Source organism: uncultured Tissierella sp. (assembly GCF_902479755.1).
Classification (GTDB): Bacteria; Bacillota; Clostridia; order Tissierellales; family Tissierellaceae; genus Tissierella; species Tissierella carlieri.
Genome location: NZ_CABSQO010000031.1, coordinates 1 through 25,749 on the forward strand (window position 1 = coordinate 1; position 25,749 = coordinate 25,749).

Annotated in this window: 25 protein-coding genes, 1 tRNA gene and 1 other RNA gene; 5 read left to right on the forward strand and 22 right to left on the reverse strand. The window is 32.4% G+C overall.

All coding sequences use genetic code 11. The features are described 5' to 3' along the window. Positions 1-151 precede the first annotated feature (151 nt). The 15 genes from RDK80_RS14810 to RDK80_RS14880 all read right to left on the reverse strand — a co-directional run bounded on the left by RDK80_RS14810 (position 152) and on the right by RDK80_RS14880 (position 15,473). Positions 152-1,759: an ABC transporter substrate-binding protein gene (locus RDK80_RS14810; RefSeq protein WP_216559598.1), complete on the reverse strand. Its 1,608-nt coding sequence runs from the start codon at positions 1,757-1,759 to the stop codon at positions 152-154. A gap of 137 nt (positions 1,760-1,896) precedes the next feature. Continuing rightward, the gene (locus tag RDK80_RS14815) at positions 1,897-2,913 is read right to left on the reverse strand and encodes an ABC transporter ATP-binding protein (RefSeq protein ID WP_216559600.1); all 1,017 of its coding nucleotides are present in this window, start codon (positions 2,911-2,913) and stop codon (positions 1,897-1,899) included. Then, positions 2,913-3,884, reverse strand: coding sequence for an ABC transporter ATP-binding protein (locus RDK80_RS14820; protein WP_216559602.1), 972 nt, complete (start codon positions 3,882-3,884; stop codon positions 2,913-2,915). The genes RDK80_RS14815 and RDK80_RS14820 overlap by 1 nt, the downstream gene beginning before the upstream one ends. A gap of 13 nt (positions 3,885-3,897) precedes the next feature. Then, positions 3,898-4,746: an ABC transporter permease gene (locus RDK80_RS14825; protein ID WP_216559604.1), complete on the reverse strand. Its 849-nt coding sequence runs from the start codon at positions 4,744-4,746 to the stop codon at positions 3,898-3,900. Next, positions 4,746-5,687 carry an ABC transporter permease gene (locus tag RDK80_RS14830; RefSeq protein ID WP_216559606.1) on the reverse strand — a complete coding sequence of 314 codons (942 nt, stop codon included), beginning with the start codon at positions 5,685-5,687 and terminating at the stop codon, positions 4,746-4,748. Before RDK80_RS14830 ends, RDK80_RS14825 begins: the two co-directional genes overlap by 1 nt. 285 nt (positions 5,688-5,972) lie before the next feature. Then, positions 5,973-7,331, reverse strand: coding sequence for an HdeD family acid-resistance protein (locus tag RDK80_RS14835; protein WP_216559608.1), 1,359 nt, complete (start codon positions 7,329-7,331; stop codon positions 5,973-5,975). A 229-nt stretch (positions 7,332-7,560) separates the two neighbouring features. Further along, the gene (gene ric / locus RDK80_RS14840; RefSeq protein ID WP_216559610.1) at positions 7,561-8,280 is read right to left on the reverse strand and encodes an iron-sulfur cluster repair di-iron protein; all 720 of its coding nucleotides are present in this window, start codon (positions 8,278-8,280) and stop codon (positions 7,561-7,563) included. Between the two features lie 190 nt (positions 8,281-8,470). Further along, the gene (locus RDK80_RS14845) at positions 8,471-9,553 is read right to left on the reverse strand and encodes an NlpC/P60 family protein (protein ID WP_216559612.1); all 1,083 of its coding nucleotides are present in this window, start codon (positions 9,551-9,553) and stop codon (positions 8,471-8,473) included. A gap of 262 nt (positions 9,554-9,815) precedes the next feature. After that, positions 9,816-11,207 (reverse strand): MATE family efflux transporter, encoded by a 1,392-nt coding sequence (locus RDK80_RS14850; protein ID WP_216559614.1) that lies wholly within the window; start codon positions 11,205-11,207, stop codon positions 9,816-9,818. Positions 11,208-11,496: 289 nt separating this feature from the next. After that, on the reverse strand, positions 11,497-11,934 hold the full coding sequence (locus tag RDK80_RS14855; protein WP_216559616.1) for a DUF3955 domain-containing protein: 438 nt from the start codon (positions 11,932-11,934) through the stop codon (positions 11,497-11,499). Continuing rightward, positions 11,931-12,407, reverse strand: a complete 477-nt coding sequence (locus tag RDK80_RS14860) for a sigma-70 family RNA polymerase sigma factor (RefSeq protein WP_308524721.1) — start codon at positions 12,405-12,407, stop codon at positions 11,931-11,933. The genes RDK80_RS14855 and RDK80_RS14860 overlap by 4 nt, the downstream gene beginning before the upstream one ends. 197 nt (positions 12,408-12,604) lie before the next feature. Further along, positions 12,605-13,621: a C45 family autoproteolytic acyltransferase/hydolase gene (locus tag RDK80_RS14865; RefSeq protein WP_216559620.1), complete on the reverse strand. Its 1,017-nt coding sequence runs from the start codon at positions 13,619-13,621 to the stop codon at positions 12,605-12,607. Positions 13,622-13,935: 314 nt separating this feature from the next. Then, complete coding sequence (locus tag RDK80_RS14870; protein ID WP_216559621.1) at positions 13,936-14,358, reverse strand: hypothetical protein; 423 nt, start codon at positions 14,356-14,358, stop codon at positions 13,936-13,938. 133 nt (positions 14,359-14,491) lie between these two features. Next, a complete protein-coding gene (locus tag RDK80_RS14875) occupies positions 14,492-14,842 on the reverse strand; it encodes a hypothetical protein (RefSeq protein WP_308524722.1) in 351 nt (116 codons plus the stop codon). Positions 14,843-14,909: 67 nt separating this feature from the next. Beyond that, the gene (locus tag RDK80_RS14880) at positions 14,910-15,473 is read right to left on the reverse strand and encodes a pyridoxamine 5'-phosphate oxidase family protein (RefSeq protein WP_216559625.1); all 564 of its coding nucleotides are present in this window, start codon (positions 15,471-15,473) and stop codon (positions 14,910-14,912) included. Positions 15,474-15,584: 111 nt separating this feature from the next. Between RDK80_RS14880 and RDK80_RS14885 the strand changes: the two genes are divergently transcribed. Then, positions 15,585-15,749, forward strand: a complete 165-nt coding sequence (locus RDK80_RS14885) for a hypothetical protein (RefSeq protein WP_308524723.1) — start codon at positions 15,585-15,587, stop codon at positions 15,747-15,749. A 6-nt stretch (positions 15,750-15,755) separates the two neighbouring features. Here RDK80_RS14885 and recR read toward each other — a convergent pair whose 3' ends face one another. From recR to dnaX, 3 genes are read right to left on the reverse strand one after another with little or no spacing between them, the layout of a single operon-like run. After that, entirely contained in the window at positions 15,756-16,355 is a 600-nt protein-coding gene (gene recR, locus RDK80_RS14890; RefSeq protein ID WP_094898843.1) for a recombination mediator RecR, read from the reverse strand. Positions 16,356-16,373: 18 nt separating this feature from the next. Further along, complete coding sequence (locus RDK80_RS14895; RefSeq protein WP_094898842.1) at positions 16,374-16,712, reverse strand: YbaB/EbfC family nucleoid-associated protein; 339 nt, start codon at positions 16,710-16,712, stop codon at positions 16,374-16,376. A gap of 16 nt (positions 16,713-16,728) precedes the next feature. Next, positions 16,729-18,366, reverse strand: a complete 1,638-nt coding sequence (gene dnaX / locus RDK80_RS14900) for a DNA polymerase III subunit gamma/tau (RefSeq protein ID WP_308524724.1) — start codon at positions 18,364-18,366, stop codon at positions 16,729-16,731. Between the two features lie 199 nt (positions 18,367-18,565). Between dnaX and RDK80_RS14905 the strand changes: the two genes are divergently transcribed. Beyond that, a tRNA-Ser gene (locus RDK80_RS14905) sits at positions 18,566-18,656 on the forward strand. Between the two features lie 13 nt (positions 18,657-18,669). Then, positions 18,670-18,936: signal recognition particle sRNA large type (gene ffs, locus RDK80_RS14910), an RNA gene on the forward strand. Positions 18,937-18,983: 47 nt separating this feature from the next. On the opposite strand, the gene RDK80_RS14915 is transcribed toward ffs, so the two are convergent. Genes RDK80_RS14915 through RDK80_RS14930 form a run of 4 tightly spaced genes read right to left on the reverse strand, consistent with a single transcriptional unit; the run spans position 18,984 to position 22,868 of the window. Continuing rightward, positions 18,984-19,421 carry a flagellar protein FliS gene (locus RDK80_RS14915; protein WP_308524725.1) on the reverse strand — a complete coding sequence of 146 codons (438 nt, stop codon included), beginning with the start codon at positions 19,419-19,421 and terminating at the stop codon, positions 18,984-18,986. Between the two features lie 12 nt (positions 19,422-19,433). Further along, the gene (locus RDK80_RS14920) at positions 19,434-20,321 is read right to left on the reverse strand and encodes a flagellin (protein ID WP_216559631.1); all 888 of its coding nucleotides are present in this window, start codon (positions 20,319-20,321) and stop codon (positions 19,434-19,436) included. After that, positions 20,308-20,514 carry a hypothetical protein gene (locus tag RDK80_RS14925; RefSeq protein ID WP_216559633.1) on the reverse strand — a complete coding sequence of 69 codons (207 nt, stop codon included), beginning with the start codon at positions 20,512-20,514 and terminating at the stop codon, positions 20,308-20,310. The genes RDK80_RS14920 and RDK80_RS14925 overlap by 14 nt, the downstream gene beginning before the upstream one ends. After that, on the reverse strand, positions 20,511-22,868 hold the full coding sequence (locus tag RDK80_RS14930; protein WP_308524726.1) for a DUF6240 domain-containing protein: 2,358 nt from the start codon (positions 22,866-22,868) through the stop codon (positions 20,511-20,513). Before RDK80_RS14930 ends, RDK80_RS14925 begins: the two co-directional genes overlap by 4 nt. 268 nt (positions 22,869-23,136) lie before the next feature. On the opposite strand from RDK80_RS14930, the gene RDK80_RS14935 reads away from it, so the two are divergent. Together RDK80_RS14935 and RDK80_RS14940 are read left to right on the forward strand one after the other, a co-directional pair. Then, on the forward strand, positions 23,137-23,583 hold the full coding sequence (locus RDK80_RS14935; protein WP_216559637.1) for a YaaR family protein: 447 nt from the start codon (positions 23,137-23,139) through the stop codon (positions 23,581-23,583). A 53-nt stretch (positions 23,584-23,636) separates the two neighbouring features. After that, a complete protein-coding gene (locus RDK80_RS14940) occupies positions 23,637-25,646 on the forward strand; it encodes a methyl-accepting chemotaxis protein (protein ID WP_308524727.1) in 2,010 nt (669 codons plus the stop codon). The last annotated feature ends 103 nt before the right edge of the window (positions 25,647-25,749 follow it).

The following is a 25,749-nucleotide window of genomic DNA, read 5'->3' on the forward strand; positions in this document are numbered from 1 at the left end:
TAGAGCAATTCTATGAAGATATTGTACTATTTTTTCATATTTAGTTTACAGAGCCTTTTCATATTATAAAAGTATAATAATAAAGGTAAAGGAGTAATCTCAATTATAAATGTTACTCCTTACCTATTCATCGCTGCTTTAAAAAATCATCTTACTTTATATCATTATAGTAAATACTGCCATTCTCTGTAACAAGAAGACCCTCAATATCATTTCGATAAGCACAGTATTCTACATCAGAATAAAGTGGAACCATTGCACAATCCTCAAATATACTCATCTGAATATCAGAAATCAATTGAGTACGTTTATCAGAATCTGGCTCATTTACACATTGATTTACCAAATCCTTGTATGCTTGGAATCCTTCCTTAGATTTGCTATTAAGGTCATAGTAGCAATAGTTTAAGATAAGAATTGGCTCTCCCCATTGAAGCACTTCTATTCCAGCATCATAATCATCTGCATTTATTTTCTCATATATATAGTTCCAGTCAATAGTCTCAATGCTCATGTCTATACCGATTTCTTTAAGTTGAAGCTGCATTTCCTGTGCAACGGTGACGCTTGTTCCCGAAGAACGGGCAAGGAAATTAAAGCTAAGTTTTTCACCATCTTTATAAAGGAAACCATCACTATTCATTGTATATCCTGCTTCAGCCAATAGAGCCTTTGCGCCCTCTACATCATTAGAAAGATTTTTTTTGAAATATTCTTCAGCCTTTTGACTATAATTTTGCATAACAGATGTAACCATAGCATACTCAGGCTTAAATGACCCCTGGCACATAACCTCCATAGCATCTCGGTCAAGGGCTTTCATAATAGCCTTACGGACACGAATATCCCTAAGATGCTTGCTATCCTGATTAAGCTCAAAATATTCAATGTTAGGAAAAGTGACATCTAATATTGTTATATCATCAGCTCCTGAAAGCTCAGCATATTGCTCCATATTGATACCTGTTAATATATCAATATCTCCCTCTTTTATAGCAGTATTGAGAGTAAATGCTTCTACATCCGCTATCTTAACAGTTATAGATTCAAGCCTAGAGGGTCCTTTGTTCTCCACTAATGGGTTGGAAGTCATGTAATAGGGATTAGGCTTAAGTATAACGTGGGAACCAGGAACAAACTCATCAACATAAAACTGACCATATGGAAGGGCACCCCAGAGAAGTTCGTCACGAGACATTGATTCAAGCTGCTTTTTACTTATAATTCCCATAAAAGGTTGTGTAAGAAAATATTCTAGGTCAGAGCGATACTCACTAAGATAGCAAATGACATCACGACCATCTACCTCCATGGATTTAATATTACTATATCCATAGCCCCAATCTGAGTCGGGTTCTCCATCACCATCTCTATCCTCAAGCCCATATTCAATTGATGCAATAAAATCCTCAGGTCCTAAAGGAGTGCCATCAGCAAACTTCATGTCTTCTGGAAATGTTAAACGAAAACTCATTCCATCCTCACTCACCTTATAATCAGAGCATATATTTGGAAGGAGCTTAGATGGATCATTGGGATCTTGAATCAAGAAAGTATCTGAAATCAGATTTTGAGAAGTATACCAACTAGAGCAACGGAATAAGTCAGTTCCCATCCATTCGCTATCATGCAAAGTTAATGTCTTGGCTCTCGATAAAGTATCCTTGGATTCACCATTAGAAGCTGACTCTTTAGAGCATCCAGCAGCACTAATTACCATCATCATGACCATTAACAGAACTAAAAATCTCTTTTTCATTCCTTTGTTCCTCCTTATATAATAATCTCAGACATAACGCATTAGCATTTAGTCCTAAATATATAATGATCCAGTATTTAACTAGAAAATTATAATTCGATCAAAAACAACTATCTGAATTTGCTAAAGTAATAAAATTAAACACTCTCCATTTGCCCTTCATAAATGAAACAAGATACTTGATGATTAGAGTTAATACTGTAATTCCTAGGGGTCATATTTTTGCAACGATCAGTAACTTGTCTACAGCGCGAACTGAAACGACAGCCATCTGGCAAATTTATGAGACTACCTGGATCCCCTCCCATTAGCTCTTTTTTCTTTCCCCTAAGCTTGGGGTCAAGTATGGGTGATGCCGCCATAAGTCCATTAGTATAAGGATGCTTAGATTTATCCACTACCTCATTTGTAGGACCAAATTCTACTAGCTTTCCTAGATACATAACTGCAACTCTATCACTTATATATCGTATAACATTAAGGTCATGAGTTATCACCACATATGTCAACCCCATGTCCTCCTGCAAATCCAAAAGTAAATTGAGTATCTGTGCCTGAACTGAAATATCAAGAGCTGATGTAGGCTCATCCAAAATCATTATCTTTGGTTTGAGAACTAAGGCACGAGCAATGGCTATACGTTGAAGTTGTCCCCCGGAAAGTTGATGAGGATAACTATTAAGATACCTTCTATCCATTTTTACCATATCAAGTGCCTCATTAGCCTTCTCCATAGCCTCCTTCTTAGATTTTCCATGTAATATCATAGGTCGCATAATGGAACTTGCAACTGTTTGCCTAGGATTAAGATTTGATGCCGGATCTTGAAATACTACAGCTACATCTGTTCGAAGACGCTTTTCTTCTTCCTTAGTAGCACATCTCATATCTATACCATCTACCATAACTGAACCTTCCGTCGGTCTAGTGAGATTAAGTATTACCCTAGCAAGAGTAGTCTTTCCGCTACCAGACTCTCCAACAATTCCCACTATTTCTCCCTTATTAATAGTCAAGCTAATGTCATCAACAGCTTTAACCATCTGTTTTTTTCTGCCAAAGATCCCCTCTGATATTGTGAAATACTTCTTCAACCCCTCAATAACTATCATCGGTTCCTTAGTATTAGTACAAACATTCGCAGCTTTATTCATTAAAGGGCCTCCTCTCCGAAATGACAGCGAAAAAAGTGATCTTTGCTGACATTTCTAGTCTGTGGGTCAACACTGAAACATATATCCTTTGCCAGAGGACATCTGTTAGCAAAGCGACACCCTGGCTTCACATCTGTAAGTCTAGGTACTGCCCCATCTATGGTTTGAAGTCTTCCCTCAAACTTGGTCTTACGAGGTAATGCCTTCATCAAAAGCCGTGTATAGGGATGCATTGGGTTTTCAAATATCTGAAATACATCTCCTTGCTCCACTATCTCCCCGGCATACATAACCCCTATCCTATCTGCAACCTCAGCAACCAAACCAAAGTTATGGGTTATAAGCATTATAGATGTAGAAAATTTCTTTTTTAATTCTTCAATTATTTGAAGTATTTGTGCTTCTATAGTAACATCTAGAGCCGTTGTAGGCTCATCTGCTATCAAAAGTTCTGGATTTCGTGAAAGCATCATAGCTATCATTACCCTTTGACGCATCCCTCCAGAAAGCTCATGAGGAAAACTATGAACACGTTTTTCAGCGTCTGGCATCTTTACATCTCGATAGAGTTTCACCACCTGTTCCCAAACTTCTAGACGATTTTTATTGTCCATATATATAGCCTCAGCCACCTGTGCTCCTGTAGTATATACAGGATTAAGAGAATCCAATGGATTTTGAAATATCATGCCAATGTGTTTCCCACGAATTTTTTCCATCTGGTTGTCAGTCATGTCATTTAGCTTTTCTCCCTTAAAATATATCCCTCCACTTATACGCTCATTATGATCAGGAAGCAATCTCATTATGCTATGTGCAATTGTAGATTTCCCGCAGCCAGATTCACCTACAATCGCAAAGATTTCACCACGATTTATTGTCAAATTGACATCTTTTACAGCGGAAAGATATCCCCCCTTAACCTTGTATTCTATACTAAGATTATCTAGTCTTAATAACTCTTCACTCATTTCTTATACCTCCTTATTGGGAATTGAGACGTGGATCAAGCAAGTCACGTAATCCCTCTCCCAATAGATTAAATCCTAACACTGTATATACCAGTGCAAGTCCTGGGAAGATGCTCATCCATTGTGCACGATTAATGTATTTCATACCTTGGGCAATGGCAAGACCCCAGTCAGGAGATGGTGGCTGAGATCCAAGTCCTAGAAAACTCAAAGTTGTAGTGGACATTATAGTTCCTGGAAGATTCATGGACACCAAAACTATAAGTGACGGAATGACATTAGGCAATATATATCTAAACATCAAGGCCATTGGTTTTTCACCAAAAGCTATACCAGTTTCTATAAATGCCATGTTTTTTAATGCCATAGTCTTAGCACGCACAGTCCTTGCATAACTAGCCCAGTTTACGAGAGATATAGCTATAATAGAGTTTGTGAGACCTTTACCTAGGACTGTTACAACTGCCAATGCTAATATGGTGCCTGGTATACACCAAGTAACATCTACTATGAACATCAATATCTTATCAACTACTCCTCCAAAAAAACCACTTATAAGACCTATAGTCACTCCAAGAGTAAGTTGAATGGCTGCACCCAGAAGTGCAACCTTTAGGGTTATACGCGTTCCATTGATGATACGGCTAAACATATCCCGTCCAAAATCATCTGTGCCAAACCAATAGGTTCTACTAGGTCCTTGAAGTACTGCCTCCTTATGAGCCTCATCAAAAGGAAAAGGAGCTATTTCTTCTGCAAAAATAGCCAATATAACTACACTAATAAGAATTAAAAGACCTACCATAAAATTAATATTTTTCCAACTTGATTCAAAAAACTCCTTTGCTGGACTACTATTCATTAACGATCACCTCCCGAAATCGAAACTCTTATTCTTGGATCTAATAATCCTATAATAATATCACTAATTATATTAGATATAACAGTAAGCAATGAAATCACTAGAACACAACCCTGTACAACAGCATAATCCTGCTGAACAATAGAATTTATCATTAAGCTTCCCATACCTGGTATAGCAAAAATTCTCTCAGTTATAACTGCACCAGAAATCAACCAAGGAATAGACATAAATACTAAAACAGTTATAAGTATCAAAGCATTGCGAAGTACGTGTTTTATCATTACCCTACGTTCTGACAATCCCTTTGCATAAGCCGTAAGTACATATTTTTCACGGAAAACATCCAAAACTTCACTCTTAGTAAGACGTATGGTGCCTGCCAAACTTCCTATGACACCGCTAGCAATAGGAAGTATAAAATGTTTTGACGTTTCATATCCACTAAGAGGAAACCATTTTAGCTTTATACCGAATACAAGTATTAACAAAACTGAAATCCAAAATCCAGGAATAGCAGTTAACAAAAGTGTAATATTCACTATAATCCTGTCAATAAATGTATCCTTTTTATAAGCACAAAATAGACCTAAAGGCACCGCTATTAGTATTTCCATTAGGAGAATCCAACCGCATAGCTTAAGGCTTATGGGAATCCGCATTTTCATCATTTCCCATACTGGCTGTCTGTTCCTAAGGGAAATTCCAAAGTCCATTTTGGTAACTATACCTTTTATCCATTTCCAATATTGTTCGGATAAAGGACGATCAAGCCCAAACTCGGATTTCATTGCTTGACGTCGCTCGGGTGGAACTTTTCTGTCAACTAGCAGATCAATGGGATCTCCCGGCATAAGATGAAGCATGCTAAATACCAGCACTGTTACTACAAACACAAGAAATACTCCAATAATTAATCGCCTGATTATATAGTCTCTCAACAGATCATCTCCTTATTAGTATACTTGTCCTCATATGGGACATTAAATTCATAAAGCAAATCCTACTCTCCAAAGCAATTGATAGAAAAGCTTCCCTATAACTGAATGTATCTTTATTTAATTACATCAATTATTGTTGCAATTTTCATGCCATTTAGAAGTTATTGAATATTCTTAGTTTTTTAGAGTTTCAAAAAAAATAAGGGATGTTTTACATCCCTTTTACATGCCCATTTCTTCATCATCCGTGATGAAGAATCTTTTCTATTAATTTAATCTTGGCCCCTACCATTTTCTTCCTGATAGCTTCCTTCTCCTCTGCCCTTCTAAATCATAATAAATTGTTCTTGATACTACAAAACTATTTTTCCTTAAAAATTCTCTATTAAAGTACTCAAAATATGCTCCTGGAGAAATTAATCCTTGGATTTTCACTAAATCTATTCCTGCTTGACCAACTATAGTATCTGCCAGAAGAACACAATTTGTATTCATAGCGAAATAGGTTTTAAAAGGACCTTTTATGAATTTATAAAACTTTCCTTTAAGGTTTTCATATAGTATACTGGAATAATCTTTATATGGTTTCTCAGGTCTTATACCCATTTCTTCATCTATTCTGCTTTTAGGCTTCCATTCATATAAGTTCTCATGGATCTCCTCTATTTTCTCTCTAACTCTTATTTTTTGCTCCTTTGTCAGCTTAAGTCCAAAACCAAAAAGAGTCTTTCCTAAATGAGACTGAGAAAAGGCTATATATTTTTCTTTATCTTCAATTTCCACTAAAACCCCATCAGATATAAGTCCGCCTAACTTAAATGTAGATTCATCATAACATCCATAGGTCATGATCTTCCCTTCAAACCAAATATCAACATGGCCAAAGGCATAGGTTCCTTTTTCTGCTACATGTATGAAAACCTCTAAATCACAAGGAGTATTTTCTTTGAAATAAACTAAATCTTTTTGACTCAACTCTTCTGTTTCAAAAGCCTTATTTATCTCCATTAAAATCTTATGAGGAATAAGAGCAACCATAAAAACAGGAAGGCTTATTCTAAACCTTCTTTTAAAGGAGTTCTTTGTTTCTAAAGGAAGTCCTTCCAATAGTCCATCCATAAGAAAGGTAAATCCATAGAATAGAAAAAATGTTCCTATTAGATTTGAAAGAGGTACAAGATATGCTAAAGGTTTAGTAACCATCATTATTCCAAAGAAGGTCAAAACAATTGCACCTACTAAAATAAAAAATCTTCTAGATACTTTATTTTTTCTATATTGTAAATAAATCAAAAATCTAACAACTCCACTAAAAAAAGCATAAATTCCAAAGGCTATAGGAAGGACTGAGACTACTTCTTCAGGGATAAAGTAAATAATTAACGCCATTACTAAATTAACTACAAACCCAAATAACCTTGATATAGCAGTAAGTCGTTTTTTTCTAAGGGGTGTGAAACCCATAAGCTGAAACATCGCTATAATAGCAAAGAGTATCACTAATAGGTTTAATAAACTTCTTACTGCAAACATAAGGATATTCTTTTGTGTTAAAAATATTATCCCAAGACCTAAGTATAGAAGTCCTGAAAAAACCATTGAAAAAACATCGATATCCTTTATCTTTAAATACTTAATGTCCATATATCTTCACCTGCCTAATATATCTTTTAATACATTTCTAATTATTTCTAATTTATATAATAGATACCCTTTTCTACATTATATTATAAAATAGATCATAATAGACAGTTCTTCTATAAAACAAAAGAAAACTCTAGAAATATTCCATTATAATAATTAAGTAAAAATAAAAAATATTAGTGAACTCACTAATATTTTTTATTTTTACTTAATTTCTAATTATCTAAAATTAAGCTTTGTTTCCAAACAATTGTCTTAATCTTGGAAATAATATATTATTTTCTAAATGGATATGCTTAAATAAGTCTGATTCCATTTCTTGAAGTTTTTCATATGTTAATTCAAAAGTAGGACATACATCATCAGGAATTTTATAATCATCAGTTACTATCCTTAATTCCTTAAGAATATCACCTGCCCCAGTATGTTCTTTTTCTAATTCGTTGATTATATTTATAGCTCTTTCTAAATCAGCATAAGACTTAGTTCTTGCATATTCTCTAACTGCTGGATATTGCATCGTTTCTTCCTTATTTAAATGTTCTTCCAATTCCATCTTAAGTGTATTAAATAATTTATGGACCTTTGATAGCTCTGGATGACTTTGTCCATGAACTTTTAATATTGTAGTAGTCAGTTTGCTAATCCTCGGAAGCTCATCCCAGAGATATGCATGGTGTTTATTAATTATATACTCAACCAATTCAATAATAGGTGCTTCTTGCCAGTTTATATCTTTGGAATCTAAATTATTTGCAAACTCTTCATACAATTTATTTAAATCATCAAGTATCTTTGTTTCATTAAGCCCTTTTTCTTCTATAGCTACAATCAATGATCTATCTCCACCACAGCAAAAATCTATTTTATTTTCAATAAATATATCTGCAGCTTTTGGAAACTTCGCTACTATCTCACCAATTCTTTCGGAACTATTGAACTTACTCATTTCCATCCCTCCAATTTATTTAAGCTAAGACATCACTATTAAATTTATTCTTATAATAGTATTATATCTCTTATTTTATAATTTAATTATAGAAGAGATTAAATGAGATTACCTTGACCTAGGTCAAAATTTTAGACTTTTCTTATTTTTTAACAACAATTTTTATTATATATATTAGCTTATATAGAATTTATTGAGGGAGAACCCTCCTTGCCGTATAATAGCTATTTGCATAGTATCCCGACATAAGTGTTGTTATCTTTACTACATCTCCCGACTGAGGAGCATGTACAAATTCACCGTTCCCTACATATACCCCTACATGATTTATAGTCTTACCATTCCTTGCAAAAAATACTATATCTCCATATTGTAAATCCTTTTTTGATACATAGGTTCCTGCACTAGCCTGAGACTGTGATGTTCTTGGTAATTCTATTCCCAGCTTTGCAAATAAAGAATAGACCAAACCAGAGCAATCATAACTATTAGGACCTATTCCACCCCATTTATAGGGCTTCCCTAACTCCTTGGGTATAAGACTTTTCAATTTTACCTTTAAAGAATCTTCTTGCCTATTTGCGGTGGCACTTCGGGATACGGTTAAACTATTTCTTGAGGCTCTCTCAGATGCTAAAACCTTATCATACATTCTTTTTACAAGAACTATTGCTTCTTCCCGAGAAGTATATTCATTAGGATTAAATTCATCGTCGCCAACTCCACTTATAACTTCTACACCATATAAATAACCTACAGCTTCCTTTGCCCATAGAGAAATAAGATTGTAATCTTCAAATTTATACTCATATAAATCTGAATAATTATATCTTGGTTTCGCTACCTGTAAGGTACGATATATAATTACACTCACTTGTTCTCGAGTAATGTTTTCATCAGGAGCAAATATTCCATTTTCTTTCCCCGCTACTATTCCTAACTTATTTGCCATTATGATCTTAGGGTTTTGTGTATCAGTAAATGGTTTTTCTTCTCCCAGCATAATTTCTTTTCCACCTAAAACCTCATATAATGATACGGCAAGTTCACTAAATTCTTCACGTGTAATATTATTTCTATAGTCTCCTTGAATCCTCTCAGGGATAAGGTCAATCTCCTTGGCTTTATCAATTTCCTCTTTCGCCCAACCACTTGGATTATCCATTCCATTTTGTGATAAAGCTAAACTAGCATATGTATTTTGGGGCTTTACAGTAATAACAACAATTATAAACATTAAAACTAGGCTAATCTTATTAAATATTTTTATCATTGGTTCCCACCTTTCTAGAAAGTATAGTGATAGAAATTAAACTGTAACCATTTTGTAATGTTTACATATTACCACAAAAACCTATGATTTGTTCCTTCCTTATTAAACCAACCCATCCAATACTTGGTGATTGTCAAACAAAATAAAAACTATCCTACTTATAATGAGTGCTAAAAAATCTAAGCTTAAAGATAAATCTATAAACAAAAGAACAATTACAGATATCCTCCATAATTGCTCTCTTATATTCAACCTAATTACTTTATTCCATATTTTTTTGCATACTCATAGCAGTCTTTTCTTGCCATTTATGTCCTCTATATCGGTGGATAAAAAATGTGGCTCTTACATACCAATCACAAATCATGGCTATCCAGACACCAAACATTCCAAAACCCAAATATCTAGCAAATAATATACCCAGTCCAATCCTTGTAATCCACATGGAACCTATACTTATTATCATGGCATATCGCACATCATTTGCAGCCCTTAGTGTATTTGGAAGAGTAAAGCCCAATGGCCACACTAAGCAAGCATTTATTCCATAGAATATTATTATCTTTCGTGCCAGCGCAGTAGTTTCTGGTGACAGATTATACAACTTAAGTATAAATGGAGATGACAATATTATAATTCCGTTTATCATAGCTAAAGCCATATAAGCATATTTATGAAGTACCTTTGTATAATATCTAGCCTGATCATAATCTCCTGCCCCAACACACTGACTGACTACGGTAACTAAACCCAGTCCTATTGCAGCACCTGGAAGAAATTGAAAGGCGGTAACCGTATTTGCAACTGCATTTGCTGTAATAGCAGCAGTTCCAAAACCTGATACTACACTTAGTAATAATATCTTACCCAGCTGAAACATACTGTTTTCTATTCCATTTGGTATTCCTATCTGAAGGATATTCTTAACCATTTTACTATCAAATTTATATTCGAAGGGCTTACTTATATGGATAACAAGACTTTCATCCCTAAGCAATAAGACTATAATTACAGCAGCTGCAGCCCTAGATAGAAATGTGGGAATAGCAACCCCCTCAACTCCCATACGAAATCCGTATATTAATATTGCATTTCCCACTACATTTATGGTGTTCATTATTAGGGAGGTCTTCATGGTTATTCTAGAATTTCCCATGGCCCTGAATAAGGCCGCCCCACTGTTATATACTGCTATGAATGGAATACTTGCAAATACAATCATCATATAGGTATTTGCATATTCTGCAACGATTGGCTCAATCGATCCAAATACCACGTTTAATATAAAGCTTCTACCAGCATACATCACTGCCATTATAACTAGTGAAATAAGTGTTACAAATACTATGAGCTGTTCTCCTGCCTTTGAAGCTTTTTCATTCTGATTTCTTCCTATATATTGCCCCGCAACCACGGCTCCACCCGTTGCTAGTGCTGCAAATATATTTATAAGCAGAATATTTACTGAATCCACTAAAGATACAGCTGATACTCCGCTTTCCCCAACACTGGCAACCATTATGGTATCTGCCATACCGACAGCAACTGCCAGCAACTGCTCAACTATAAGGGGCATAATGAGATAAATAAGCGTTTTTTTGGAAAAAATATAGTTTTCTTTCATATCTTTCTTCAATGTTTCAAGTCCCTTCAAAATAAAAAATCCATCTAAGTATCAGAAGACAGATTTCCTTAATTTATATAATTTGACATAATTATATTAGAAAAAATTCAACAAGTCAAATCTCATTGTTAAAATTTTTATTACACATAAAGAGAAATATTAAAAACAGGAGATTTCATGAATATTTTCCATTTTTTTCTCCTGCTTTTGAAGAACTTTATTTTATTGGAACAAAATAAATAATATCTTAGATACACAATTTAATTAATATGCATTTTATAAATATTGTAAATTAATTTAAATTCGCATCATACTTATTTTATTTAGTGTTAATTTTATGCTTCTTTAAAAATACAAAATTGCATATTAGTGAAATGATAAACACAAAAACAAACAAATATCCTATTGGTATTAATGCGAATGGCTCAACCAATGTCCCATCTGGCAAAATCTTTGCACCTATAACATTATAAGTAATGAAGCAAATTATAGCTGCTAAAGCTGAAACCAACATGGAACCTTTTAGAAATGAAGCCCTTTTATCCCTTTTCCATTTTGCTGAAATATTTTCCACTACTTTTATCTTCTCATCTGAAATAGTTGGCTTTTCTAAACTCATTTTAAGTTTTTCCAATTCTTCTACGCATTGCGTACATTCGACTAAATGTTCTTCTATCAGCAAAGAACTTTCTTTACTACAAACTTTATCATAATACAATGGTAACAAATCTCTAATAACTTCACATGATAATCTCATATTAACTTCTCCTTTAATTTTATTCTTGCACGATGATAAGTGACTCTTGCCCAGCTTTCTGTTTTCCCAAACAATTCAGCTATTTTTGAAAATGATAAATCTCCAAAAAAACGCAATGTAAATACTTCTTTATACGGTTCTTCTAAATTATGGAGTATCTTATGAATTTCAAATACACTTTCATCGTCAACTAATATTTGTTCAAAACCAGAATCAAAAACATCGGCTATATCTTCAATGCTTTCAAAATTGTTTTGTTTTTTCTTTAAATATGAAAAATATGAGTTTTTAGCAATTTGGCAGAGCCAAACACTCATCTTACAATTTCCTTTGAAGCTATCAATATTTTTTAATGCTTTAAAAAATGTTTCTTGTGTTATATCCTCTGCAATACTCTCATTTTTAGAAAGACATAATACATATCTGTATACATCCTTGAAATATTCGGAGTATATTTCTTCAAATTCTGTCACATTCTCACCATCCTTCATATATAAGACTATCATTTTCGTATTTCGTTACAACATTCCACAAAAATTTATTAAGCCACCTACAAAATCAAGTGGCTCAATAAAGAATATATAAATTTTATCTTGAATTAGAATAATATATCTTATAAAGTTATTTCCTTCTTTAAAGCCATTGGAATTATTGCTATTGACTTGTTGCCTTATTCGGACAATGATTGCTTTATGAAGCTAAGTCTTTTATCCTGCTTAAATGATCTTCTTGAAGGATTTCCTTCAACCCTCAAAATTATATCATCTGTTAAATCATAGATTGATGACCAAACAGTATCAAGTCCTTTCTTACGGTCATATTGACACATAAATCCCATCTCTCCAGATAAAAGAGCTTTTGCAAAATCTAGTGAATAATCTTGGATATTAGTAAATGCATTTACTAATGTTTCATATCGCTCATGAGAATGTATATCATCAACACCGTCAAATTGGTATTCTTGCATTTCACAAGATACAAAATGATTGGTTGTAAAGACATAACTTTTTCCTTCCTTAGGGGCTAGGATAACAACCTTATCGCAATTACATTCCACAACTGCAATATTACCAGACTTGTCTGCCAGTGTAATTGTCTGCGGTGAAGCAATAGGAATTTTTTTTAATTCTAAAATAGCTTCATCTGTTGTTTTACATTTCTCTAAAATATATCTGACAAGCATTCCTGCATTAAATCCAGGTTTTATTTTTATGGGATAAATAAAAGTCAATCCAGCTGCTAATCCATGTTCATTGACACCGTCTTCTATTTCTGTCCATGCAGTGGTATTGCCGACAAATGAATAAGCATTATTAAGTTTATAATAAGCGCTGTCACACAACTTTTCCATACTCACAATAAAATCACTATTTTTACCAAAGATGATTTTTCCCTTGTAAGAAAAGGCAAAACAAGAGCATTTATTATCAAATATAAAGCAATACATAGTGAAAAGAAAGTCTGCTATATGCATATAATCAATTTGTAATCCATCTGCCATTCCCTTTATTTCTTCAACTATTTCAGGATAAAATTTCTCATAAATCGGTAGACATTTTGCTGCAAATTCTTTTCTCTCATCATTCATAGGTATGTTATCTATAGGATTAACCCCTTTTTTACGCAATATATCCCCATAACGTAGTCCGGCTTCGTAATGACTGCCTTTCCATCTTGAATGATACATAATTTCACTCTCCTATTTTCAGTTTGAGAGCTAACGTTAACTCATACTACAAGCTTAGTTTAATAAAATTTTTATGTCAAGAACTATATTAATATTGTATATTCCCTTTTATAATTTCCTTATAAATATTCATTTCTAAACTTATTTTATAATAAAAAATCAGGAGAGTTCATGAAATTTTTTCCATGTTCTCTCCTACTTTTGAAGAACTTTATTTTAGGGGGACACAGTACCAAATACCTCAGATATATAATTTAACTAATGTAAATTTATTATGAATGATGTGTCTTAAAAATATTTATAATAAAATAAAACTATTCTATTATCTTTATTGAAGTTAATGGGATTGTTATAGTTTCATTATTGAAATTCACAAACACAGAAACATCATTATAGTTTTTTTCTAAATATTTAATAGAATCGAAGTAACATTTATATATACCAGAATGTGGGAAATTATCATGTTCTATTTCTAATTTCTTATTATATACACTTTCATCCTTTACCAAAATATCTACAAATACTTCAGAAGGTGGCTCAAATTCCTCTGTTACTAATTTAATTACTAATTCACTATTATAACCTATAGCCATATTTAGAGATGCTCTCCATGCATCATTACTCCCTGTCATATCAATAGTCCTATTTTTTGTCATATTATATCTTGCTATATAAAGAATCAAACATATGCCTATAAGTACAATGGTTATTATAATCTTCAAATGATTTCTTTTCATAAATATCACTCCACTAATCTTTCTATTTCAATGAATAATAATAGTAATTACTACATTTTTAAAGATTAATATCAGTCGCACCACATAATTCTACTGATATGCCTTATAAAAGTATTGCCGATTAGTTAAATATTCATATTCCATAATGAATTACATATTTATTTTCATAAATTGCCTTTTGTAATAATGTAGTTAAGTCAATTAATTCCTTTGATGTTTTAGAACGCTTATCAGTTGATATTACTTTATAAAAAGCTTCCAATGATTCTGGCGGAATGATGGTAACTCCCCATCTTGCCAATGCAAAATTAGGTCTACTATAACTATGAAAATAAGTTTTTATAAGAGACAATTCATCCCACCAATCATCTAAAATATCGTCATCAATGACAATACAACTATACTTTTTAGACTCATACTCCAAAGAATAATCTTTATCTTTCTCAAATTTATCTATAATACCAAATTCAGCAACACAAGCCATATTATCACCAACTTTTTTGATACATTATAATTTAAATAATTCTGCATCTGATTAATCATCTATAATCTTACTCCATTCTACCCCATTTCATCTCTTCACCATGTGTATCATATTTTTTTCTTTTAGCTTTGATTTCTTCTATTTCTATTCTATATACATTAGTTCTTTTTAACCCTGTTTTAATAGCCATGTTAAAGTAATCCATCTTTGTTGGAGTGTATTTCTCACATATAAGTTTCATAGCTTTAATTTTTTCTTCCATATCCTCTACTAATTTTACTTTACCTTTTACAACTGCTGACTCATACTCTGTTGTAAAAACACTGCTAATAAGTAATACTGTCTTAGATTCATCCTTTACTATTTCATCTAATTCTTCTTTTGTATAATTTTCTGGTACTTTTACTTCTCCTACAAAAACTACACTAACATTCGGGCTTTTCTCAAATAACTTTACTTTTCTTCCATCCATTGCTGAGTGAAAATATAAGGTATTTTCATCTCTAACAATTGAAAGAGGGATTCCATAAGATTCACTATCTTCATCTACCATGGAAATAACTCCATATCTTGACTTATCTATGATTTGATTTCCAAACTCTGCACTCATTTCTCTGTCTTTTCTTCTCATAATTTTCACCTACCTAATTAATAGATTATTTTAATATCTAAAAATCATTAATTTCCTTATTTCATATTCTATCTAAACAAGCCAAGTTCTTCAAGAGAAATCAGGATTAATATGGGAAGTGATAAGGAGATAAGGAAAGGGAATTATAGTGATTTCAAGGGGTTAAAAAGAAGGGGAAAAGAAAAAGGATATAAAAAAGCAGGAGAGTTCATGGGATTTTTTCCATATTTTCTCCTGCTTTTGAAGAACTTTGTTTTATTAATACAATCTCTCTAGTTTTTATTATATTTCTCTTCTATTATCCATAGCCTTTGCTAAAGTTACCTCATCGAAGTATTCAAGATCTCCTCCTACTGGGATTCCATGAGCTATTCTTGTTACCTTTATTCCTAGTGGTTTTATAAGTCTAGAAATATATAAAGCTGTAGCTTCACCTTCTACTGTTGGATTAGTGGCTAGAACTATTTCTTCTACCACTCCATCGGATAATCTATCTAGAAGTTCTTTTACCCTTATATCATTTGGCCCTACATTATCCATTGGCGATATAACTCCATGAAGTACATGATACTGACCTTTATACTCCTTAGACTTTTCCATGGCAATGATGTCTTTAGCACCTTCTACTACACATATTATGGATTTATCTCTCATAGTATCTCTACATATATGGCATGGATCTTCATCTGTTAAATTACAACATATACTACAAAGTCTTATTTTCTCTTTTGCATTAGTTATGGATTTTGATAGTTTTTCTGCTTCTACTTCTTCCATTTCTAATATATAAAATGCAAGTCTTTGAGCAGTTTTTCTACCGATACCTGGTAATTTTGATAGCTGCTCTATTAAATTTGCTATTGGTAGTGCATACTGCTCCATTATATTACTTCCTCTCTATTAGAACAATCCTGGAATATTCATTCCTCCAGTTAATTTGCTCATTTCCTTGCTCATCATTTCTTCTGCTTTTCTAAGTGCTTCATTAACAGCAGCTAAAACTAAATCTTGTAACATTTCTACATCTTCAGGATCTACTACTCCCTCATCTATTGTTATTGCTAATATCTCTTTCTTTCCATTTGCCTTGCAAGTAACAGCTCCACCACCAGCACTAGCCTCTACTTCTGCCTCTTCAAGCTGTGCTTGCATCTCCTCCATTTGTTTTTGCATTTTTTGCATTTGTTTCATCATATTACCCATATTTCCGCCCATTCCTGGGAATCCACGTTTTGCCATCTTAAATTCTCCTTCCTTATTTTATTTCTACTATATTTTCTCCAAAGAAGTCTATAACCTCTTTTATGGCTTTTTCTTTATTGTCTTTTTCTTCTTTTTTATCTATAGGTTTATCACCTATCATTGTGAATCTTACATCTATATTTTTCTTAAAATATGCTGAAATACCTTGATTTACAACATCTGCATTTGCAGGAGTGCTAATAGCTGCCCTATGAATCCCATAATCAGGTTTGTATCCTATTGTAAGTACATTTCCTGAATAACTAATAGGTTCACCTTCCATAAGTAATGCAAATACGTTGACCTTTATTGCTTTTATTGCTTGAAGTACATTCTGCCAATCATTAACTATTGTCTCAAATTGCAGCTCTTTACCATCATCTATATATATTTCTTTTTTATTTTGTACTTCTTGCTGTTTATCTACTGTTGGCTTTTCTTTTTCAGTTTGTTCTTTTCTAATCTCAGCAGACTTATTCCCATATGTCGCAGACTCTTCTTTTAAAACTTTTTCAGTTTTTATACCCTGTTCAAGTCTTTTTACTCGTTCTTCCAATGAAAGTTCTTCTTCTAGTTTTGTCAGCTGTATAGATGCCATTTCAAGGATAACCCTAGGTTGAGTAGACCATTTAGCCTTTTCGTCTGCTTCCACCAGTATATCTAAGCCCCTCAGTATAAAACCTATACTAATATTTTTGCTCTGGTTTAAATATTTATTTAATGATTCCTCGTCTATGTCAATTAAATCAACTGGATTCTTTGATGTTTTAATTATCATTAAATTTCTAAAATGATTTATTAAATCCTTGATAAACTGATGAATGTCCTTACCGTTTTGAATGACTTCATCTATTGATTGTAGCACATTTTCCAGATTTTTATCTATTATATTTTGTACAATATTCAGTATCATATCTGTATTTACTATTCCTAAAATACTAATTGCATCTGAGTAAGTAATTTCACCACTCCCAAAGGATACACATTGATCAAGTAAACTTAGAGCGTCTCTCATTGCCCCATCGGAATTCCTTGCTATTAGATTTAGTACCTTATCTTCTACATCAATACTTAAGGTGCTACAGATATTTTTCATATTTTCTATTATATCTTTTGTTGTAACTCTTTTAAAATCAAATCTCTGACATCTGGAAAGGATTGTTTGAGGTAACTTTTCAGGCTCAGTGGTAGCTAGTATGAATATTAGATGTTTAGGAGGCTCTTCCAGAGTTTTCAATAGTGCATTAAATGCCTCAGGAGTGAGCATGTGAACCTCATCTATTATATATACCTTATATTTTGTCCTAGCTGGGGGATATATTACTTTATCCCTTAACTCCCTTATATCATCTATTCTTCTATTGCTAGCAGCATCCATCTCTATAACATCCATTATACTTTCATCTAGTATTCCCTTACAGATTTCACATTCATTACATGGATTACCGTCTCTTGAGTTTAAGCAGTTAACTGCTCTAGAAAATATTTTAGCTGTGGAAGTTTTTCCTGTTCCCCTAGTACCTGAAAACAAGTATGCATGGCCAATATTCTCCTTTTGTATTTGATTTTTTAATGTAATTGTTATATGTTTTTGACCTAGGACTTCATCAAAGGTCTTTGGTCTATACTGTCTATATAAGGCTTGATACATATTTTCACCTACATTTATATTAATTATATTATATATTATAACAGAAAAGAGGTATATTTACACTAAATTAATAATTTTACATTTTGGAGATCACATTATCTTAATTATTTTCTTTCAAAGTAAAGGTTGACTTATTAAAGTATTTCAAGTATAATATATTTCTGTAGTGTATAATATTGTTTTGTAGAGCAAAAATCATGGAGAGATGGTTGAGTTGGTCGAAGGCGCTCGCCTGGAAAGCGGGTAGACGTGAAAGCGTCTCGAGGGTTCGAATCCCTCTCTCTCCGCCATTAGAAATTTTTGCCGTGCTAGATGGGGAGGTAGCGGTGCCCTATAACCTGCAATCCGCTATAGCAGGATTGAATTCCCAGTTTAGGCATCTCTGTTGTGAGGTCTGCCCCAAATAAGTGGCAGTGACGATTGGGTCCTGCGCAACGGAAACTCATGAACCCCGTCAGGTCCGGAAGGAAGCAGCGGTAAGTGAATCTTTTCGTGTGCCGTAGGGAAGCCTGATTTGAGTTAACTGTTTGGGTAACGCTTGGAACAGGATTGCCAAAGCTGGGTGCACGGTTACATAAAATAAAATCTGTGGTATATATACCACAGATTTTTTATTTCTATCCTTGAAAAATCTTTCGTGACTTTATATTATGTTCCTCAAGAATTCCCTTTCCATAAGTAAGCCCTGATACTATATTAGGTTCTTCTTTCAATTCTAATCCTTTAAAGCCTATATATATTGGATTTATTACATCTATAGCCTTTCTAAAAAAGGTTGGGTCTTTCTTTATCTGAGCCTCAGTTATCAGTTTGTTCGTATATAGATAAAGAGATCTAAGGTTTGTGGATAACTCATCTTTTTCTCTAAATGTTACTAACAATTCCGTTAATATATCACGAGAATTGTTGATAAGTATACTTAATTTATCATTGTTCTTTTCTTCTATAGCTTGTGATGATTCTTCAAATCTTTCCATCAATCCTTCATGTAATAAAGCTATTAATCCCCAATCATTTGTTGACATTACCTTTTTTTCTAGAGTAATGCATTCCATTTACTGTCACTCCTATCTTTGTAGTAGTTGAAGCACCGTTTGCGGCAATTGATTTGCTTGACTTAGCATTGATGTGCCTGCCTGTTGTAATATATTAAGCTTTGTAAATTCACTCATTTCCTTTGCCATATCTAAATCTTCTATTCTGGATTTAGATGCAGTTAGGTTTTCCGCTGTATTATCTACATTTCTTATGGTGTGTTCAAGTCTGTTTTGAATTGCACCAAGTTTGGAGCGCATGGAGGATACTCTTTCTATGGCATCATTGTAAATCGTAACGGCTTTTTCAAATTCTGTTGACTTTAAATTACCAGCTTCAACTTCAAACTTTCCACTACCTAAATTCTTAATGATGCTCGTTTCAATATTTAATTCTCCAGAGCCAGTTCCTACAATTATATTAATATCTCTCATATCTATCTCAATATATTGATTCTCGTTAGCTCCTATTTGAAGTCTTAGTCCTGATGTACCTGATGGATTTTCTCCATTTAGCAACTTTATGCCATTGAACTCTGTATCTCTTCCTATCATGTTAATCTGTTCAGTTAATTCCCTCATCTCATTTGCTATAGCATCTAAATCATCCTCTTCATATACTCCATTAGCCCCTTGTACACTAAGCTCTCTCATTCTTTGAAGCATTTCATGTACTTCATTTAGTGCACCTTCTGCTGTTTGTATGCATGACACTCCATCTAATGAATTCCTTGAAGCTTGTCTTAGGCCTCTTACTTGTGCTTCCATTTTTTGTGATATAGCAAGACCTGCAGCATCATCTGATGCCCTATTAATTCTCTTACCTGATGAAAGTCTTTCTAAAGATTTTTGTAAGCTATCTGTGTTTACATTTAATAGCCTATGTGTATTTAATGCTGGTATATTATTATTGATTCTCATGGTTTTTATCCCCCTCAAATTTATTTGTATTTTCTATAAATGATATTACTTCTCCTAATATTTGAAACATTTCCTTAGGTAATTTATCAATTTTTTCTTCCATAGATTCCAGATTCAGGTCTATATCTTGACTTAATATATCTGTTGTATATGCCTTTTCAATATGCTTTCGTGATATTAGTCTTTTCTTCATAATATCACCTGCTTATTTAAGCTATATCCCAAATTTTGCAGACCTTTATCTAGAGAATCCAAGTTATTTCTCAAGGCAGTTCCTTCTTCATCTATATTGATTTGAACTTCTCTAGATTTCACATTAAGTTCAATACTTACTGGTCCTAGATTATCAGTTTCAAGACTGATGAAAAACTTCATATTATTTTTATCAATGCCTTTTTGGATATCGGGCACTATGATACTTAAGCTCTTGTATTCATTACCTATTTGTATAGGCAGTTGAAATACCATATCCTTTTTTGATATCTTTGATTGTATCTTTATATACTCTTCCTCTTTTGACTCTTCTCCTTTATTTGTATCAAAAGAATTACCTGAATTACTTAAAGAACTCATCAGCTCTTTATAATCATCCTTGAAACCAGCATCTCCACTTTTAATAGACGTGGATATTTTTTCTTTAAGTAACTCTATACCTTCTTTAAACTCTTCCCTATATTTTGAATTATTAGATTCAGTCATGTCCTTTAAGACATTAACTAATCCCTTTTCTCCATTTAAGAAAGAATTTATATCTTTAATTTCTCTCAAAGTCATGGGAATATGATTCCTCATAATAATTGGTAATATCTTTTCCTCATTTCCCTTGATATCTTTTATTTCCTTGGTCATTTTCTGGCTTTCTTTATACCTGTTTACTTTCTTCTCTATATAATTATTTAATTCATTAAGCGGCATATGTTCCAAAGTTTGACCATCTTTAATACTTTCTTTTACCATATTAATAGTTAAATTATTCCTTGCCCTAAGGTATTCTTCAAATATTAGCCCCTCGTATACTTTATCGACTGAGGCAAAGGTTTCTTGACTTGTAGTTATTTCCTTCTCAGCCATAAATAAGCTATCTAATGTAATGGCATTATATTTCTTGGATGCAAGGGATACTGTATTTACATTTAAATTGTCTCCTAATGTATTCAATATATCAGATATATGAACAGCCTTATCTAGGGTTTTCTGCTCTATACTTAACCCGCTATCTATACTAGTATCTATAATTTCCTTTATGGACTTTAATGTAAAATCTTCTCCATTTTTTATTAGCATCAAGAGGTCTTTGTCTTTAATCTTTCCTAAAACCTCTAAGTTTTTTCTTATGTCTTCTATTTTTTTATTATCTATAGGCTTCTCTATTTCTTCATCATCTTTTTGTTTTTTCAATTCTTCTACTAATTGATTTATAGGTTCTTCTAATGGATTAATATCATTTTCATTTAGCTTGATTATTTCTTCATGTCCTAGTAAATCTATTAACTCTTTTACAGCCTCTTTCATAGCAATTACCTTATTATATTTTTCTTCATCCATTACCATATCATTTACTATAAATTCTCTTAAAATATTGATATTTTCTATACTATGTTCTAAACCTAAATCAGTTAATATTTCTTTTAATCCATCTATAGTTGTTTCTTCTGCTACAGTGAAGACTTCAAAACTTTTTGCTGCCATATTATTATCTATATTGGTTACAGTATAGGAATTATTTAATTTGTATAGATTATTTATATTAAATGATATATCTTCATTCAGCATCTTAATATAGACGCTATCCTTCACGCCCTTTAGATTGTGTAGCTTTGACATTATTTCAATAGTTTTATCTATATTTTCCCTTGTAATTGGAATCTTTTCTTTATGCAAAGCTATTATTGTATCATATACATCTTTTCCCATCTTCTGACCATAGATTTCTTTTGATATTTCCTCAGCTTCTTTATAAGTAAGATCTTTTTCTAGTCTTAAAAATCGTCTCAGAGAAAAAGCTGGTTTTTCTCCTTTTATTACTTCTAGTGCTTGAGCTATTTTTTGAAGGCTTTCTCCTTCCAAATCCACCCCTCTATCTATAAGCTTTACAAATGAATTAGTATCTACGCCTTCTATTATTTTATTTAGATATTCCTTTGACTTTATATAGGAATCCACATTTCCTTTAGTAATTGGTATTCCACTATTAAGCAGAAACTCTACCATCCTAATATTTTCTTCTGTATATTCTAAACCTAGTTCTGCAATTATATCTGATACTTTTCTTGTTTGTTTCTCTTCTTTTACTGCTTCTTCCTTTTCTTCTACTTTGGCAGCAACTATATTTTCCTTTTCAACTATTACGTTATCTCCCAAATTTGCTACTATTTCTTCTTTTAGTCTTATAGAATACTCTACTCTTTTGTTATCTATGGTTTTTTCAATCTTTACATCCTTACCATTCTTCTCTACAAGTACCCCTTCTATATCATAGGGAAGAGTAGGTGTAATTCCATAGCTATTTATTATATTGTCTTTACTACTTGTCTTCAATATTTCCATTGAATTCTTTCCTTTCATAAATACAGTGAATAACTAATAGTTAAAAAGATTAAAAGATCTTAGTATCTACTGGAAACTATTTACTAGGTAAACATACTAAGCGATGTACACAAAATTGAAAATCACAATTTTGGTCCCCTGCTTATATTCACTTTTAACTATTCGCTACCTTATTTATCGTCATTTCATCCAATTTTCTTAAGGGACTTATTATTCATTTTAATATTTCTGCCGATAATATATAATAAAGAAGGCAGGAGGTGTCATCATGAATAAAATTAATAGACTTGGTATGGAAAATATTTCACCTATTGAAATTTCAAGGGCTGTAGATAAAAAAGCTGTAAAGGACACTTTTAAATTGAAATTAAATGAGTTAGAACAAGATCAGATTAGAGCTGAATTAAAATCCTTATATGATAAAATCGAAACTCAATCTAATAAATTATCTAATAAATTATTTATAGATGATTTAATTCAATATAAGAAGCTAGTTAGAGAGTTTTTAAATATAACTGTAAAGAATTCTCATATATTTTTCAAGGAAAATTCCCTAGATAGACGTGGACGTCATAGAATTTATTCATTAGTTAAAAAAGTAGATCAAGAACTAGATGAATTAACACAGGAGTTTTTGGATTTGGAAAATAAAAGAATTAATATATTGAAAAGATTAAACGATATTCAAGGAATATTGATGGATATAATGACCTAGTTATAATAATCTTATAAGATTATTTAGCATAAAAAACAGGAGGTAATTAAAAAATGTCTATTTCAACACTACGCAACAAAATCAATGTACTATTTGGACTACCATTTGCTATTTTACTTATTATTATGGGCCTCTTAATTTACTCCCAGGTCAGTAATACCATCATTCCACTAACAGAGGATATGACTACTGAAATAGTAGTAGCTAGAGCAGGTGAAATAACACAATGGCTTCAAGGAAATAGCCATGAAATTAAGGCTATTGCTTCAGATGAAATTATCAAGTCTGGAGATTTAGAAGCTATAAAGCAATATTTGAAGTATCGAAATTCTTATTTAAGAGAAGACTTTTTATTAATGTGGTTTGCTGATTTAAATGGGGATTTTTATACTACCACAGGTCATAGTGGAAATATTCGACAGAGAGAGGATATAAAGGCAATATTAGATGACAAGAAGGATGTATACATCTCTAATCCTATGATTTCTGAAGTAACTAAAGAGCCTATTGTAGTAATAGCTCATTCTGTATTAGATGACAGAAATAATTTAATCGGTGCCTTTGCTGGAGTAATAAAAATTGATAAACTTACTGAAATAGTTGAGGCGATTAATGTTGGTAATGATAGCTTCGGTATGATTGTAGATGGCTCTGGATTAATTATCGCCCATCCCGATGATGAAGTAAGGTTAAAACTTAACATCTCAGAACTTAGTGATTCTGGATATAAGAACACTGATGGCTTATTTGAGAAGATGCAAGCTGGACAAGCCGATAACCATATCTATACAGATACAAATGGAGTTAAAAGCAATTTAATTTTTTCATCTATTGAAAGTACTCCTAATTGGAATATCGCTGTTAAAATTCCCGTTAGTGAACTACATGCAAGATCTAATCATATTTTAAAAACTATTATTATATTGATATCATCTATTATATTACTAGTAATCCTTATGGTATATTTATTATCAAATGCAATATCTAAACCTATTATTCAAGGATCTAATTTTGCAAAACAAATTGCAAGTTTAGATGCTTCAGATAATTTACCAGACAAGTTAATTAAGAGAAATGATGAAATAGGAATATTGGCAAATTCGTTACAATCTATTACAAATAGCTTAAGAGAATTTATTAATACAGTAGGTAACTCTGCAGATCAAGTGGCTACTGCATCAGAAGTATTAGCAAGTACTTCCGAGCAATCATCTGTGGCTTCTGAGGAAGTATCAAAAACCATAGAGCAAATAGCTGAAGGTGCAACAGAACAAGCTATAAATACAGAAGAAGGTGCAAAGAAAACTGATGAATTAAATAATATTATAGAAGAAGAACTTGTCTACATGGAAAAACTTGCCTCTCAAGCTGACAAGGTTATAAAATTAAAAAATGATGGTGAGTCCATTGTTTCAGAATTAATAGATAAAACTAGGCTAAGCAGCGAAGGTATACAAAAAGTATATCATGGAATTATTGAAACAAATAATAGTACCGTGAAAATACAGTCTGCTAGTAATGTAATACAAAGTATTTCAGAGCAAACAAATCTATTAGCCTTAAACGCCGCTATAGAAGCAGCTAGAGCAGGCGAGGCTGGTAGGGGATTTGCTGTAGTAGCCGAGGAAATAAGGAAATTAGCAGAGCAATCTAATAAGTCTGCTGGTGAAATTGAATCTATAGTTAATAATTTACAGACTAATTCCCGTGTTGATGTAGATATAATCACAGAGGTTTCAGAAATTACAAAAGAACAAGGGTCTAGTGTAGAGATGACTAAAGAAGTTTTTAGTGTAATAGCTAAAGAACTTGAAATAACAAAAGAAATAATAAATGAATTGGGAGCTATTGGTGAGTCCATGGGAAGCAGCAAGGATGAAATAGTTAGCATTCTTCAAAATTTATCTGCTATTGCTGAAGAAAATGCCGCAGCTACTGAAGAGGCCTCTGCTTCTACAGAAGAACAAACAGCTTCCATGGAAGAAATCTATAGTGCTAGTAATAGTATGGCAGATTTAGCTCAAGAATTGAAAAGTTTAGTTTCTAAATTTAAAATTAACTAATTTTTTCAGATAATTGATTTGAATATTTTATATAAACATGGGTATATTCTCTTATAGAGAGAATATAATGACGGTTTTTATACTCTTCCCTAAATAGAAGGAG